The sequence below is a fragment of the Komagataeibacter medellinensis NBRC 3288 genome (genome assembly GCF_000182745.2).
Taxonomy (GTDB): Bacteria; Pseudomonadota; Alphaproteobacteria; order Acetobacterales; family Acetobacteraceae; genus Komagataeibacter; species Komagataeibacter medellinensis.
Genome location: NC_016027.1, coordinates 2,266,028 through 2,280,930 on the forward strand (window position 1 = coordinate 2,266,028; position 14,903 = coordinate 2,280,930).

Annotated in this window: 11 protein-coding genes, 1 tRNA gene and 1 other RNA gene; 9 read left to right on the top strand and 4 right to left on the bottom strand. The window is 64.4% G+C overall.

The genetic code is table 11. The features are described from left to right. Nucleotides 1–2 precede the first annotated feature (2 nt). From GLX_RS10585 to GLX_RS10600, 4 genes are all read left to right on the top strand, one after another. Nucleotides 3–1,790, top strand: coding sequence for a tetratricopeptide repeat protein (locus GLX_RS10585; RefSeq protein ID WP_014105963.1), 1,788 nt, complete (start codon nucleotides 3–5; stop codon nucleotides 1,788–1,790). After that, entirely contained in the window at nucleotides 1,777–4,713 is a 2,937-nt protein-coding gene (locus GLX_RS10590) for a glycosyltransferase (protein WP_148268586.1), read from the top strand. Before GLX_RS10585 ends, GLX_RS10590 begins: the two co-directional genes overlap by 14 nt. Before the next feature lie 88 nt (nucleotides 4,714–4,801). Then, nucleotides 4,802–5,950, top strand: coding sequence for a hypothetical protein (locus GLX_RS10595; protein ID WP_041247359.1), 1,149 nt, complete (start codon nucleotides 4,802–4,804; stop codon nucleotides 5,948–5,950). A gap of 26 nt (nucleotides 5,951–5,976) precedes the next feature. Beyond that, nucleotides 5,977–7,230 (top strand): glycosyltransferase family 4 protein, encoded by a 1,254-nt coding sequence (locus GLX_RS10600; protein WP_014105966.1) that lies wholly within the window; start codon nucleotides 5,977–5,979, stop codon nucleotides 7,228–7,230. Between the two features lie 43 nt (nucleotides 7,231–7,273). On the opposite strand, the gene ppa is transcribed toward GLX_RS10600, so the two are convergent. Continuing rightward, nucleotides 7,274–7,801 (bottom strand): inorganic diphosphatase, encoded by a 528-nt coding sequence (ppa, locus tag GLX_RS10605; protein ID WP_014105967.1) that lies wholly within the window; start codon nucleotides 7,799–7,801, stop codon nucleotides 7,274–7,276. A gap of 262 nt (nucleotides 7,802–8,063) precedes the next feature. Here ppa and GLX_RS10610 point away from each other — a divergent pair. The 3 genes from GLX_RS10610 (at nucleotide 8,064) to GLX_RS10620 (ending at nucleotide 10,508) form a co-directional block, all read left to right on the top strand. Then, nucleotides 8,064–8,137 (top strand) — tRNA-Ile (locus GLX_RS10610). Between the two features lie 92 nt (nucleotides 8,138–8,229). After that, nucleotides 8,230–9,909, top strand: a complete 1,680-nt coding sequence (gene ettA / locus GLX_RS10615; protein WP_014105968.1) for an energy-dependent translational throttle protein EttA — start codon at nucleotides 8,230–8,232, stop codon at nucleotides 9,907–9,909. A 74-nt stretch (nucleotides 9,910–9,983) separates the two neighbouring features. Continuing rightward, nucleotides 9,984–10,508 carry a GNAT family N-acetyltransferase gene (locus GLX_RS10620; protein WP_231850329.1) on the top strand — a complete coding sequence of 175 codons (525 nt, stop codon included), beginning with the start codon at nucleotides 9,984–9,986 and terminating at the stop codon, nucleotides 10,506–10,508. A gap of 179 nt (nucleotides 10,509–10,687) precedes the next feature. On the opposite strand, the gene GLX_RS10625 is transcribed toward GLX_RS10620, so the two are convergent. The 3 genes from GLX_RS10625 to thyX form a co-directional block, all read right to left on the bottom strand. Then, nucleotides 10,688–11,305, bottom strand: a complete 618-nt coding sequence (locus GLX_RS10625) for an MlaC/ttg2D family ABC transporter substrate-binding protein (RefSeq protein ID WP_014105970.1) — start codon at nucleotides 11,303–11,305, stop codon at nucleotides 10,688–10,690. A gap of 17 nt (nucleotides 11,306–11,322) precedes the next feature. Beyond that, nucleotides 11,323–12,060, bottom strand: a complete 738-nt coding sequence (locus GLX_RS10630) for an MlaA family lipoprotein (protein ID WP_041247360.1) — start codon at nucleotides 12,058–12,060, stop codon at nucleotides 11,323–11,325. Nucleotides 12,061–12,479: 419 nt separating this feature from the next. After that, nucleotides 12,480–13,430 (bottom strand): FAD-dependent thymidylate synthase, encoded by a 951-nt coding sequence (gene thyX, locus GLX_RS10635; RefSeq protein WP_041247810.1) that lies wholly within the window; start codon nucleotides 13,428–13,430, stop codon nucleotides 12,480–12,482. Between the two features lie 366 nt (nucleotides 13,431–13,796). Between thyX and ssrA the strand changes: the two genes are divergently transcribed. Further along, nucleotides 13,797–14,119: a transfer-messenger RNA gene (ssrA, locus tag GLX_RS16410) on the top strand. A 195-nt stretch (nucleotides 14,120–14,314) separates the two neighbouring features. Next, entirely contained in the window at nucleotides 14,315–14,893 is a 579-nt protein-coding gene (locus tag GLX_RS10640) for an SspB family protein (RefSeq protein WP_014105973.1), read from the top strand. Nucleotides 14,894–14,903: the final 10 nt, after the last annotated feature.

A 14,903-nucleotide genomic window follows, 5' to 3' on the forward strand; every position in this document is an offset into this window, starting at 1 on the left:
GCATGCCCGTGCGCAAGCTCCTCTCTGGCCTGATCGGTGGCATGACGCCAGCAGGCCGCTTCCGCCATGCATGCCGCCTGCTGGAGCGTGCAGACCATTCGGCCCGGGGGTTTGCCCGCCTTGGGCAGATGGCCGGTTCGGGCATGGTGGCCGCGCAGTATCAGGTGGCCTGTGCCTATCTGGATGGCACCGGTGTGCCGCGCAGCCCGCTGGAAGGCATGCGCTGGATGCACCGCGCGGCCAGTGCGGGCCATGTGGAGGCGTGTTTTTCTCTTGCCCTTATGCTGCTGGTTGACCCACCGGGGCAGGATGGAGCCGATAGCCTGCTGCCCACCGCGTGGCCTGAAGGGATCGATGCGTGGCCCGACCCGGTCGCCGCCACGCACTGGGCCGGGCAGGCGGCACGGGCGGGCCTGCCTGATGCACAGGCCCTGTATGGCTACCTGCTGGCTACGGGGCCGGAGAGCGTGCGCGACCCGGAAGCGGCCGGGATATGGTGCGCGCGCGCGGCACAGGCAGGTTGCCCGCAGGGGGATCTGGCATTGGCGGTCAACCACCTGTCCGCCCCCGACCAGCCACCGGGCAGCGACCCCGGTGCGGTGGCTGCCCTGCTGCGGGCAGCGGAAAGTGGCCTGCCCACCGCGCAGTACATGCTGGGCCTGCTGCATGAACGTGGCTGGGGCCTGCCACCCGATGCAGCCGAGGCCGAAAAATGGTATGCGCGTGCCGCCGCAGGCGGCGTGCGCCCCGCGCAGGCGCGCTATGGTGTCATGCTGCTGCGCAACGGGAGGGGAAACCCGCGCGTCATCATGGCGGCGGAAACATGGCTCCGTCGCGCCGCCCTTGCGGGAGACCGGGAGGCAGCGGCCCTGCTGGGTGATTTGCATGCGTGCGGCAAGGCCGCCCTGCCCGGTGATCATGAAGCCGTGACATGGTACCGTATGGCGGCAGAGCATGATCATGCGGTGGCCTGTCGCATGCTGGCGCTGCTCTACATACAGGGGCGTGGCGTTGCAAGCGATCCCGATCAGGCCCGCGACTGGCTGCAACGCGCGGCGGTGCTGGGCGATGTGGCGGCCATGACCGACCTTGCCGCAACCCTGCTGGACCGGCGTGATACCCCGCCCGCAACACCCGCGCAGGCGGCGGCCCCGCTTCCCGACTTCCGGGCCATGGCGCAGGCGGGCGATCCGGTCGCGGCCTTCAACCTTGCTGTCAGCCTGCATAGGGGCGTGGGCTGTGCGGCCGATCCCGCGCAGGCGGCAATGTGGATGGAACGCGCGGCGGAGGCAGGGGTGGTGAATGCGCAGTACTGGTACGGGCGCATGCTGCTGGCGGGCGAGGGCATTTCCGCCAGCCCGTCGCTGGCCCGGCACTGGTTGGAACGTGCCGCCAGCCACGGCCTGCCCGAAGCCTGTATTGCCGCAGCGCAGGCCCGGCTGGAAGGGTACGGTGGCCCGCGCGACCATGCAGGCGCGCTGGCGTTCTACCATCGCGCGGCGGAAGCGGGACGGGGGGAGGCCATGTTCTCCCTCGGTGCGATGTATGGCGGTGGCCATGATGTTCCCCCTGATCGGACGCAGGCGCTGCACTGGTTTACGCGAGGTGCACAGGCGGGCAACGCGCTCGCGCAGTTCATGCTGGGGCGCTATCTGGCCCAAGGGCTGGCAGGCCCGGTGGACCGCGCGCAGGCCCGTCACTGGCTGGCGCAGGCCGTGGCCGGGGGGGTGAAGGCGGCCAGTGCCGAACTGGATGGCATGATGCTGGCGGATGGCCATGCCGCACCCTGACCTGTGGCGGCCCGAGGGTAACGGGGCCGTGCCTGCCATCTGCCTGCGCCATGCCCGCCATCTGACCCAGCATGGTGAGCCCCTACTGGCGCTGGCATGGATGGAGCGCGCGGCCCGGCAAGCGCCTGATGACCGGCGCGTCCTTTTTGCGCTGGCCGCCGCCCGGCTGGGTGCGGGTGATGGCGCGGGAGCGGCCGATGCGGTGGAGGCCAGTCTGGCCGGGCAGGATTGCCGCGCGGGGCTGCGCCTGCTGGTTCTGGCGTGCTGCATGGCGCGCGCATGGGACCGCGCGGCGCTGGCGCTGGCGCGTTTCCTGACCGGTTATGGGTCTGATCCGACCCTGTCCGTTGCGGCGGGGCTGGTGTGCCGGCACACGGACTGGTCGGGCTGGTGCGCGCTGGACATGCACGGCACGCTGCATTGGGGGGGATTGCCTGAAGGCTGCGTGCCTGATGTGTGGGTTGATGGCCGCCTTTTTGTCCCGCGCCGTCTGGCGTGTGATTCCATGGCGTTGCCCCGGGGCACGGGCGCGGTTGAAGTGCGCCATGCGGGGCAACTGCTGCTGGGTGGCAGGCCGGAGCGTGCGGCCCTTGCGCGCGTGAGCGGTGCCGTTTGGCCGGACGACCACGGGCTTGCGGGCTGGGCCAGCATGCCCGCACGGCCCGAACAGGCCCCCAAACTGTATCTGTGCGACAATACGGGCAGGCGCGCGCTGGCCGTGCATCGTGCGGAGGGGGCCGTGCATGACAGTCCCGCCGGGCCTGCCACGCCGGTATGGGCATTCCGCCTGGAATGGGGTGAAATCGCACCGCAGGGCAGTGTGCGCGTGATATCTGCCGATGGGCGGGACCTGACCGGCTCACCGCTACCGGTGCGCCTGCCGCGTGCACAGCCGGTCTTTCCCGCCATGCGCGGGCAGGTGCTGGCAGGGGCATGCGCGCCGCTCCCGGCCCGGCATTGCCGGATCGTGGTGCCCGTCTATGCCGACCGTGCCCGCACGCTGGCCTGCCTGCACGGCGTGATGGAGACCTGCCCGCCATCAGGGGACGGGCCTGCGGTTGAAATCATGGTGGTGGATGATGCAACGCCCGATGCCGGTCTTGCCTCTGCCCTTGACGCGCTGGCCGCACAAGGGCGGATCACCCTGCGGCGGCACGGGAGCAACCGGGGTTATCCTGCTGCCATCAATACCGCGCTGGATGACGCGGTGGGCATGGATGTCGTGCTGCTTAACAGCGATACGCTGGTTGCCCCCGGCTGGCTGGCGGAAATGCTGCGTGTGGCCTATGCGCGCGCCGATACCGGTACGGTCTCGCCACTTTCCAACGATGCCTCGATCCTGACATGGCCCGACCCTGCCCATCCTGTCCCCCTGTCCGGTGGGGCAGCGGACGTGCGGGCGCTGATGGCCGCCAGCCTGCGGGCCAGCGCGGGGCAGGATGTGGAAATCCCGACTGCGCACGGGTTCTGCATGCTGATTCGCCATGACTGCCTGGCCCGGACCGGCCCGTTTCGGCCCGAACTGTACGGGCGGGGTTATGGGGAGGAAAATGATTTTTCCATGCGTGCCCGCCTGGGCGGTTGGCGGCACCGGGCGGCGCTGGGTGTGTTTGTGGGGCATGTGGGTGGGGTGTCTTTTGGCGCGGCGCGCACGGCCTTGCAGCAGCGCAATCTGTGGGTGCTGAATAGGCTGTTCCCCGGTTATGATGCGCTGGTGCAGGCCCATATTGCCGCCGACCCGCTGGCGGCGGGCAGGATGCGGCTGTCGTTGCTGGTCTGGCACCGCGCCGCGCGGCAGGCCCGCCTTCTTGGGGCGGTGCTGTTGGTCACCCATGGCGGGGCGGGCGGGGTTGCGCGCGTGGTAGCGGAGCGGGCCGGGAAGTGTCAGGCGGCAGGGCAACTGCCCGTGGTGCTGGAGCCGGAAGGCGACGGGTTCCGCCTGCGTGACGGCAGGCCGGATGCGCCCTGTCCGCCGCTGTCTTTTGCATGGCCGGCACAGGCCGACATGCTGGTTACGTTCCTGCGCACGCTGGGCGTGGCACGTATCGAAATCCATCATCACATGGGCCATGGTGCGCGGGCGCGTGCGTTGTGTGGGATGCTGGGCGTGCCCTATGCGGTGCATGTGCATGATTATGCCGGGATCTGCCCGCGCGTGACGCTGGTGGGGCCTGCCGGGCGCTATTGTGGCGAGTCGGGCCTTGCGGCGTGCCGGGTGTGTGTTGGTAAGCTCGGCTCGCTGGTGGGGGCGACGGATGTGGTCCGCCTGCGGCGTGATACGGCGCGCGAACTTGATGGCGCGCAGCGTGTGGTCGTGCCCTCGGCCGATGTGGCAACACGGCTGGCGCGCTATTTCCCCCACATTGTCTGCCATGTTGAAGCGCTGGAAGATGATGCCCCCGCTCAGTCCCTGCACCGCTTTGCCGCAGCTTTGCCTGCACCACCGGCTCTCGGCCTGCCGCCACCGACCGGGCGTTGCCGTGTGGTGGTGGCGGGTGGAATCGGGCTGGAAAAGGGACATGGCGTGCTGCTTGCCGCAGCGCGTGATGCGCGCGCGCGCGACCTTGCGCTGGAATTCGTGGTGGTAGGCCACACGTCGGACGATGCGTCCCTTCTGCAGACCGGACGGGTTTTTATTACCGGCCCGTATGAGGCGACAGAGGCGATCGGCCTGCTGCGCGGTAGCGGCGGGCATATCGGCTTCGTGCCCTCTCTGTGCCCCGAGACATGGTGTTTTACCCTGACCCTGCTGTGGCGCGCGGGACTGCGCAGCGTGGCTTTCGACCTTGGTGCCGTGGCCGCGCGTATCCGGGCCACCGGACGCGGGGCCTGCGTGCCGTTGGGGCTGCCCGTTCACCAATTGAATACGTTTTTGCTGTCTTATGCCCAAAGCGCGCCCGATAGCGCACCAGCATGTTCCTGATGACCCACAGCAAAGAGGTTTCCGTCTTGATCCCTGTCGCCCCAGTCGGCCCATGCGCCCCGTCGCCCTCCGGAATGTGGGGGGAAATATGACGGAAACCGGCCCCGCCCCTGTGCCTCCCGTACAGGCTGGAAAGGTGCAGGCGACTGCCCGGCTTATGCGGCTGGAAGCTGGCACATACTGTATTTTCCATGCATCAGGCCCCGTATCGGGGGGTGCTGGGCCGCTATCGGGCATGCGGGTCAGCCCGCCGCCCGGCGGCAGCGCGGTACAGGTCAGCACGTTCGAGGCTGATGGCTGGATCGGGGCACGGGATGGTGCGGCACTGGTGCGTGTGCCGCCGCCCGGTGGGGCCGTGCTGATCACCACGTACCATGCGGAGGGCGCGCCCGACCTGCCGGGGTTGCAGGTGGTTCGGCTGTCAGGTACGGCGCCCGTGCGTGCGGGCGGCCCTGCGGCACCCGCAGCACCTCCGGTACAGGCCGAAGCGGGTAGCATGGTCGCCCATATCCAGCGCCAGGGCGATGTCAGTGTGCCGCTGGGGGCATGGATGGGCAGGAATGGCAGCGGTCAGTGGCTGGAAGGCTTCGAAATCACGCCCGCCATGGGCGTTGCCGTGGGTGACATCGAATATCAGGCCATACTGGGACAGGACTGGTATTCGCCGTGGGTCGAAGGTGGCCAGTACTGCGGCAGCCGGGGCATGGCGCTTCCCCTGCTGGGGCTGCGCGTGCGCCTGAAGGAAGATGCCGCCAGAACCTTTGCCTGCCGTGTCGAGGCCAGCTTTACCGATGGCACCCGCATCGGTCCGGTAGAGGATGAACCACTGATGGCCGCGACACAGGCCCCGCTGGAATCCTTTCGTATTGAAATTACGCCCCGCATTGCCGGGGAACTGCCCGTCCCGCCCGATAACGCGGCGGAGGAAACCCTGCTGGCTGCCAGTGCCGATCTCCAGCCCGCGGCAGGTGGACGACTGCGGCGTGGCAGGAGGGCGCGCCCGGCAAGACGCCCGGTACAACCGGCGGTGCCTGATGCCGATGGTAGGCAGGTCGCGGCCGTGCAGGAGGGGGAAGACGTCACCGCTTCTTCCCCGCCCCGGTCCACTGGGCCTGTACCATGGTGGAACCGGCGACCCGAGCGACCCGTGGCCGGCACCGATAATGTTGCGGTGGACCCGGCATCGGGCCGCCGTGGCAAGGCCCCCCGCCGGTCCCGTGCGCGGGCGGATGCGTGAATGCCATGGGGCCGGTTGTACGGGGCATGAAATACCTGTTCGTGCACCAGAACTTTCCCGCCCAGTTCGTGCACCTGCTGCGCGACCTGTGCGCGCGGGGTGACAGCGAGATCGTCTTCATAAGCGAATCTGGGCGTGCGCAAATGGCGGGGGTGCGGCGGGTATCCTACCGCATGCCGCCGCGTGCGCGTGTGGATGGTCCCGCCCCGGTAGCGGAACTGGCGCGTGGCATGCAGCGCGCGGCCGAGGTGGCACGGGCAGCGCGCACCCTGCGTGGTCTTGGTTATGTGCCCGATATCATCATCGGCCATCATGGTTGGGGTGAGATGCTGGAACTGGCCGATGTGTACCCCGGTGTGCCGATACTGGGTTATTATGAATTTTTCTATCATCCCACCGGGCTGGATGTGGGCTTTGACCCCGAATTTGCGCCCCAGTCCGATGTGGCGCCTCTGGTGCGGGCGCGCAATACCCTTAACTTGCTCGCCCTTGCCGGGCCGGGCTGGGGGCATACGCCTACCCGCTTCCAGCGCAATACCTATCCCGACTGGGCACGCGGCCGTCTGACCTGCCTGCCCGAAGGGGTGGACCTGACACGGTGCGCCCCCGACCCGCAGGCGCGCAGGCAGGTCTTTACGCTGGGGGATATTGAAATTCTGCCCACTGAAAAGCTGGTCACCTATGTTGCGCGTGATCTTGAGCCTTATCGCGGCTTTCATGTGTTCATGCGCGCGCTGCCCCGCATTCTGGCCCGGCGGCCCGAAGCGCGGGTGGTGCTGGTGGGAGGCGATGGCGTGAGTTATGGCGGCCGTGCGCCCGGTGGGCGGACATGGCGGCAGCACATGCTGGCCGAACTGGGGGATAGTATCGACCCCGCGCGGGTTCATTTTGCGGGCAGGGTGGAATATGGCAGTTTCTGCCGCCTGCTCCAGCGCTCGGATGCGCATGTGTACCTGACATACCCGTTCGTGGTGTCATGGTCGCTGCGCGAGGCCATGGCCTGTGGCTGTGCCATTGTGGGCAGCCGGACCGCGCCGGTGGAAGAATTCCTGCAAGATGGCCGCACCGCGCGGCTGGTTCCATTTCTGGACCCGCGGCAGATTGCCGATGGTGTTCTGGAAATCCTGGAAGACGGCAGGCTTGCCCGCAGGCTGCGCGCCAATGTACGCAGGCAGGCGGAACGCACGCTGGATATGGGCCGCTACATGGCGGGTTATCATGCCCTGATCGGCCAGATCGTAACTGGCGATGGCCGCATGGCCCTGCCGGGTGCGGCGTGACCGCCCGGTGCCTGCGGCACCCGGGCAGCCAGATGGGCGCAGCTTACTTGCCGGCCACGGCCTTGATGGATTCGACAATGATCTCGCCCGCGACCTTCTTGTCGGCCCAGCCTGCGACCTTGACCCACTTGCCCTTTTCAAGATCCTTGTAGCGGGTGAAGAAGTGCTCGATCTCCTTCAGTACGATCTCGGGCAGGTCATCAAGGGTTTCCACCTTGGCGTAGTACGGGTGCACCTTGTCGTGGGGGACGCAGATGATCTTTTCATCCTGCCCGCTCTCGTCTTCCATCCGCAGTACGCCGATGGGGCGAGCGCGTACGACAACACCGGGCACCACGGCGGCGGGCATCAGCACCAGCGCGTCGGTCGGGTCGCCATCGGCGGCCAGTGTGTTGGGAATGAAGCCATAGGCAGCTGGATAGACCATGGGCGTGAACAGGATGCGGTCCACCACCAATGCGCCGCTGTCCTTGTCGATTTCGTACTTGACGCCTGAACCCTGCGGAATCTCGATCACGACATTGATGTCGTTGGGTACGTCCTTGCCGGGGGAAATCTTCGATACGTCCATTGCTGTTCAGGCCTCCTGCTGCCTGTGTGTGCGTTAAGGGCCATCCCGGAGCGGGACGGCGTGATTTAACGGGGGATGACGGTATATCTCCCTCCGTTTCCTGTGCAAGTCATGTTCCGTGGCAGGGTGTGTAACCATGAGCCAGATCATGAACCTGTTTTTTTTATGGCGGGGTTGCCTTCCGCGTGGAAAAAATTACCGGGAAAAGGCTATGTGGATCTTGCCAAATCCCTCCACATGCGCGAGATCAGGGGCTGCCTGCGCGCCCGTAGCTCAATTGGTTAGAGCGGGCCGCTCATAACGGCTTGGTTGCGGGTTCAAGTCCTGCCGGGCGCAGGCTTTATTGCATGCGCCGTCGCGCATCCACGCCCCACCGTGCCGTGCGGGTGCCTTGCCATATTTTCCTCAGTTATCAGGAGCCGACCATCATGGCCGCCACGCAATATGTCTATGTGATGAAGGACCTGACCAAGGCGTATCCGGGTGGGCGTGAAGTCTTCAAGGGGATTACCCTGTCCTTCCTGCCCGGCGTCAAGATTGGCGTGCTGGGTGTCAACGGTGCCGGTAAGTCTACGCTGCTCAAGATCATGGCGGGCGTGGAAAAAGAATTTGGCGGCGAGGCATGGGCCGCCGAGGGCGCGCGCGTGGGCTACCTTGAGCAGGAGCCCAAGCTGGATGAAAGCCTGACGGTTGGCGAAAACGTGGCGCTGGGCTTTGGCGAACTGAAAAAGGCCGTGGACCGCTTCAACGAAATTTCGATGAAGTTCGCCGAACCCATGTCCGATGATGAAATGAACACCCTGCTGGCCGAACAGGCCGAACTGCAGGAAGTGATCGACGCTGGCGATGGCTGGGAACTGGACCGCAAGCTCGAGATCGCACTCGAAGCTCTGCGCTGCCCGCCCGCCGACAGCCCGGTCGAGAAGCTGTCCGGGGGTGAGCGCCGCCGCGTGGCGCTGTGCCGTCTGCTGCTGGAAAAGCCCGACCTGCTGCTGCTCGATGAACCGACCAACCATCTTGATGCCGAAAGTGTGTCATGGCTGGAAAAGACGCTGCGGGATTACGAAGGCACCGTGATGGTCATTACCCATGACCGTTACTTCCTTGATAACGTCACCAACTGGATTCTCGAACTCGAGCGTGGCCGTGGCTATCCGTTTGAAGGTAACTACTCCTCCTGGCTGACCCAGAAGCGCAAGCGCCTGGCGCAGGAAGAGAAGGAAGAAAGTGCCCGCCAGCGCGCCCTTGCCGCCGAGCAGGAATGGATCGGTTCCTCCCCCAAGGCGCGACAGGCCAAGAGCAAGTCCCGTATTGCGCGGTATGAGGAAATGCTGGCCCAGAATGCCGAAAAGTCGGGTGGCGTGGCCGATATTGTCATTCCCCCCGGTCCTCGCCTTGGCGGTACGGTGATCGAGGCCGAGGATTTGCGCAAGGGCTTTGGCAACCGTCTGCTGATCGATGACCTGAACTTCAAGCTGCCGCCCGGTGGTATTGTGGGCGTGATCGGGCCAAATGGCGCGGGTAAGTCCACCCTGTTCAAGATGATCATGGGGCAGGAAACGCCCGATAGCGGCAAGCTGACCATCGGTGAGACGGTGAAGCTGGGTTACGTGGACCAGTCGCGTTTCAGCCTGGATGACGACAAGACCGTGTGGGAGGAAATCTCCGGCGGGACGGATGTTATCTATCTGGGCAAGCGGGCCGTGCCGTCACGCGCCTATGTCGGGGCCTTCAACTTCAAGGGGCCGGACCAGCAGAAGAAGGTTGGAGTGCTTTCGGGTGGTGAGCGCAACCGCGTGCATCTGGCCAAGATGCTGCGGCAGGAAAGCAACGTCATCCTGCTTGATGAGCCGACTAACGACCTTGATGTCGATACCCTGCGCGCGCTGGAAGAGGCCCTGGCCGAATTCGCGGGCTGTGCGGTCATCATCAGCCATGACCGCTGGTTCCTGGACCGTCTGGCAACTCACATCCTTGCCTTTGAAGGCGACAGCCACGTCGAATGGTTCGAGGGTAACTTCCAGGCCTATGAGGAAGACAAGCGCCGCCGCCTTGGGCCGGATGCGACCGAACCCAGCCGGATCAAGTACCGCCCCATCGAACGCTGATTCCATTTGCCATCCGGAATATTATCTGTCTCAATAACGCTCAGGTCTTTACTCCTGTCGTTATGGAGGCAGCCATGGGGTGTCGGAACAGCATACGGACAGCGCGCCTGCAGCTTGATCCCGTATCGTGGACCGATCTGGACGATGTGGTCCGGCTCAAGGCCAGTACCGGTGTAACCGGGCGGCTGGCCGGGGGTGTCTGCAACCGTACCCTGAGTGAACAGGATATGATGACCGACCTCATGACATGGGGCCGGGAAGGCGTCGGCATGTTCGCGATCCGTCAGCAGGGCCACTTCATCGGCCTTGTGGGCGTGCAGCCTCCTACCACCATGGATTGCCATGAAATGCAGTTTGCTTTCGTGCAACAGGCCCACGATCCGACCCTGTCGCGTGAGGCGGCAAGCATGGCGCTCGCTTTCGCGCATGCAGAGGGGGTGGCGCGCGTTATTGCCTATGCCAAGGCGGGTGATATCGTGGCCCGGCAAGTCTTTGGTGGTGCGGGCATGCATGTTTGTTCAGCCCAGCAGGTGGCGCGACCCGATATCGTGCTTTACCAAAGTACCCGGCCGTGCGGGGCGCATAACCGTTTACATTAAGGGGTTATTATGAAAAAAGCCGGTAATTTCTACCGGCTTTTGTACTATGTGCCCTTGCTGGCAGGGCTGGCGTGTCGAGAGCATGTCCGCTGACAGCCGGTTCAGTGAACATGCCCTGGTTTATTGTTTTTGCGCGCATCTTCACCTGTTTGAATGCATGCATTCAAACAGGATCTGCCCTAGTGGTGGTTGGCGATCTGCTTGTCGAGTGCATGCAGCAGGCCGTCCACATTGCCACCGTTGCGGGCAATGAAGGAGCTGTAATCCTGCCTCTGGGTCAGGCGCAGGCTGGCACCTTCGCCCACCACATCTACCACTTTAGGGCTGCCGCTGGTGGTGCTGATGATCCACTGCGTATCGGCGCCGGGCTGGCCGGGACGATTGATGACGGTCGAGACCGCAGTGTCATCGCCAGCGGGTGCGCTGGAACCCACCACAAAGGTTACGCCACGGTAGTCACCGATCTTGTCGGTAATGGCGTTGACCAGAACCTGATGGAACAGCTTGAGGTAGCGGTCCTGCTGGTCGGGTGTTGCGGTGCGCCAGTAACGGCCAAGGCAGTAGCGGCCAATGGCGTCCACATCCACGTACTGGCCCAGAAGCGGCAGGATATCGGCCTTCTTCTTTTCCAGCGGGATGTCGCTGTTGACGATGGCGACAAGTTTGTTGCCAAACATGGTGACAAAGGCGCGGGCCTGCGTGCGGGCATCAACCGCCCATGCTGAAGCAACAGGCATGGCGGCGGACGTTGCTGCCAGCAGAGCCAGTGCGTGGCGACGGGGGATGGATGACTGCATCGCTTTGTCCCTTCTTGTTATCTGGTGTGATACCAGTCGGGCACGGTAGCCCGATGGTCGTTCTTTATGGCTTCCGCCATCGCCTTGCGCTGCTGCTGGTAGGCACTGCGGATGGTGGCGTAGGGATCAAGCGAATCCTTCATGACCTGGTCCAGCGCGTCGACATTGGTCGCCATGCCGTTAATGGTACCCATGATGTTATAGGCCCAGTTGAAGGTTAACAGCCCATAACCACGGGGCACATAGTTCCATGGCGAGAGGCCCACATCCAGACCGTAGCCCAGCCCATCACGGAAAGAAGACGGACCAAGGGCGGGCAGGAACAGGTAGGGGCCCGAAGGCACGCCCCATGTGGCCAACGTCAGGCCGCCATCATTGTCATGATGTTTGTAGCCCGCGTAATTGGCCACATCGATCAGACCGCCCAGGCCCGCCGTCATGTTAATGCACCAGCGCACGAAGGCGTCACCCGCGCGGCGGGGCTTACCGGCACCCACGTCGTTGAAGAACACGACGGGTTCGTTCATGGTCTGGTACAGGCTGCCGAACGAATTGCGCAGCGGGCGCGGCACGGCCCATATATAGGCTTTGGCCACCGGGCGCAGGGTGTATTTGTTGGCCCACATGGTCAGGCCGAAGGCCTTGCGGTTAAGCTTTTCGTACTTGTCGTTGGCTTCCTTGTATTCAGCCAGCGCATCCGGGTCCTTTGGCGGCGGGGCAGCGCACGAGGCAAGCCCGAGCAGCCCAAGAGCCACCCCCGCGACGCGGAGCGCCGAACGACGGGGGGACGGGAACGGGCGGGACGACCAAGAATTCGATCCTGTCTCTGCGCGCATACTCGTTTCCGCTTCCCTCTGTCTTCGCTTTCCCGCCCTGTCATGGCGGGGTGGCCCAATGCGTTTGCAAGAATCCTGAACCGGGCGATGACGCCCCTTTCCAGCGTCACTCTCTACCATGGGATCGCTGTTGTGCAATCCGCTTGCCTGATTACAGGGGAAGATTGTACCTGCCCTGCACAGGGCACATGGGCGTGAACCCAGCCCTACGCTGCCCGGCAGGTGGGAATGCTGGCAGAATTGCCGCGTTGAGTGTGATGTGAAATCCACACCTCCCAAACGCCGTGGCGCGGGAAGGGTGGCGCGGAATCACGGTTTGTTGACGTTTAGGTGCGTCTTCAGCCACGCAGTCGGGGCGCGATTTCGGGAAACATGTCTGCCAGTTCGCGTATTTCGCGCTTTGACAGACCTTCCCCCGCCGGATCGACGGGCCCGCTCCCCATGGCGGCGCGCAGCACGCGCAGTGCCGGCCCGGACAGCAGCACGGCGTCACGCATGTAGTCCGTAAAGGCCTCGAACGTCAGCGGGGCCCATTTTTCCACAATCTGCAGAATAGCGTCGGCATAGGCACGGATTTCGTACTGCGCGTGACTGTCCGCGCGCAGGCGCAGGAAGTGCAGCAGGTTCCACAGGTTAATCTGCCAGTAGAACTGGGTCATGATGTTGACCGGCAGGTTCATGCGCGCAAGCTCGCGCGCAATGGCGGGGCGGTCCGGATCACGCTTTTCGCCGTTTTCATCCTCGTTGAGCAGGTCGAGGTAGTGGTCGTAGCAGCGCGCGGCATCATCGCGCAGGATGTCGAGCACCTGCTGCGCCTGCTCGGGCGGCAGCGTGTCGGCGCGGCCCTGTTTGTTGTTGGTGGACTGGGCGGCGATATCCTCGGGGCGGGGAAAGTAGAATTCCTTCTCCAGCACGGAATAGCGGGCCGAGTATTCGTTGATGCTGGCGGTGCGGTGGCGGAACCACTGCCGGGTGACGAAAATGGGCGCGCGCACATGCAGCTTGAGCACCGCCAGCTCGAACGGGCTGGTGTGGCGGTGGCGCATGAGGTAGCGGATCAGCCCCCGGTCATCGGACGTGCTGCGCGTGCCCTTGCCATAGGAGACGCGCGCGCCCTGCACGATGCCGCTGTCGCCACCCATATAATCCACCGCGCGGACGAACCCCGTTTCCAGCACGGGAATGGGGGAATACAGCACATCTTCCACCGCTGGCACGACCAGGCGGCGGGTCTGGGCCCATCCGGCGCGGGCCGCCTCGATTGCTGATTTCTGCTCAGTGGAAAACATGTGCCGTCCCGTCCCGTCTGTGTCGATCATAGCAATAGCAAAGGAGGCGGGGCTTACCATATGGGCCATGTCCTCTCCAAGATGCGAACCGGGACCAGCCCCCTGCATGGCCTGTTCCGGTCATGTTGCCATGGTCCGTTTTTGCGGCTGTATCATGGCGCGTGCCGGATGGGGAAAGCCAGTTGGTTTCCATGCAGAAAAGCAGGGCCTGCAGCCATTGGCTGGGGATCTGTCACGGGTGCCGCGGATGGGGCGGGTCCTATCATCCGTGTCAATACGGCGGGCCGTTTGGCATGGGCAGAAAAATATCTGTCCGGCTTTCCTGCGCCGGGGGAGTCGCGCCGTTACGTCTAAGCCGGTGGCGTAGCCCTTGTCAGATGCGCGGCCAGTCCCTATATGCGGAAGTGCCGGAGGGGCTTGCCCCTTGGCTATGGTGATAAACGGCGCGTGGAATAAGTGTTGTGGACCCGGGGGCGGTACCCGGCGTCTCCACCAGTTTCCCCCTGTTGGGGAATATGGGGACGAAACAGGCTCGACACGCATGGTAAAGACCCGCCTTTTGCCCGGCATTGTACCACCGTTATCGGGCTAAATCACAAGTGCCAATGATAACTCTGAGGTGCTCGCTGTCGCTGCATAAGCGATAAGCGCGGTTCGGGAGGGCACCGGGCAACAGAAGCCCTCCCACTTTCAATTTTTATTCTTCGGTCAGGTCAGGAGCGTGGTATCCGCTTCGTGAAGGGGTGACGCATGCCAGTGGCTTGTCATGCCCCGAAGTTTGACGCACAGCTTGAAGCTGTGGCACGGCGTGGTCCGAACCCGCATGTCTGCAAAAATCCGGTCCGGCGGTTTATCGTCCGGGCGGATGTACGGAGAAGTCCGAAATGTCTGATGATCATGACGAGGAAAACGGTTTTGACACCGCCCTCCACGACAGCCTCATGCCCTATGATTCCTGGATCGAGGATGCCTACCGGCAGGTCATGCTGCGCGCGCTCGAGCACGCGGCGGCGCAGGGACTGCCGGGTGATCATCATTTCTACCTGACATTCAGGACCGACTGGCCGGGTGTTGAAATGCCCGATCGCCTGCGCGCCCAGTACCCGCATGAAATCACCATCGTTCTTCAGCACCAGTTCTGGGACCTGAAGGTGGATCGCACCCGGCAGATCATCTCTGTCGGGCTGTCATTTGGTGGTATTGCGTCCACGCTGGTCATTCCGATGGCCGCCGTGTCGGCTTTTGCCGATCCGCATATCCGCCTTGCCCTGCGCTTTAACGTGCCCGAGCAGCCGCCCGTGCCCGAAGGCGCGCCCAATGTGGTGGCGGTCCAACTCGCCACCGCGCCCGAGGCCACCCCCAAGGCTACCAGCACCGACAGCACTGATGGCGAAAAGGACGACGGCCCGCAGGTCGTAAGTCTTGCCGCCTTCCGCAAGAAGGGGCCGGGGGGACCGGGCTGAGCCACATCTT

Excerpts from the sequence above, each read along its gene's own strand:
- ettA (WP_014105968.1), top strand. The coding sequence starts at position 8,230 with ATGGCCGCCACGCAATATGTCTATGTGATGAAGGACCTGACCAAGGCG.
- ppa (WP_014105967.1), bottom strand. The coding sequence starts at position 7,801 with ATGGACGTATCGAAGATTTCCCCCGGCAAGGACGTACCCAACGACATC.
- GLX_RS10600 (WP_014105966.1), top strand. The coding sequence starts at position 5,977 with ATGAAATACCTGTTCGTGCACCAGAACTTTCCCGCCCAGTTCGTGCAC.
- GLX_RS10620 (WP_231850329.1), top strand. The coding sequence starts at position 9,984 with ATGGGGTGTCGGAACAGCATACGGACAGCGCGCCTGCAGCTTGATCCC.
- GLX_RS10640 (WP_014105973.1), top strand. The coding sequence starts at position 14,315 with ATGTCTGATGATCATGACGAGGAAAACGGTTTTGACACCGCCCTCCAC.
- GLX_RS10595 (WP_041247359.1), top strand. The coding sequence starts at position 4,802 with ATGACGGAAACCGGCCCCGCCCCTGTGCCTCCCGTACAGGCTGGAAAG.
- GLX_RS10590 (WP_148268586.1), top strand. The coding sequence starts at position 1,777 with ATGCCGCACCCTGACCTGTGGCGGCCCGAGGGTAACGGGGCCGTGCCT.
- GLX_RS10625 (WP_014105970.1), bottom strand. The coding sequence starts at position 11,305 with ATGCAGTCATCCATCCCCCGTCGCCACGCACTGGCTCTGCTGGCAGCA.
- thyX (WP_041247810.1), bottom strand. The coding sequence starts at position 13,430 with ATGTTTTCCACTGAGCAGAAATCAGCAATCGAGGCGGCCCGCGCCGGA.
- GLX_RS10585 (WP_014105963.1), top strand. The coding sequence starts at position 3 with ATGCCCGTGCGCAAGCTCCTCTCTGGCCTGATCGGTGGCATGACGCCA.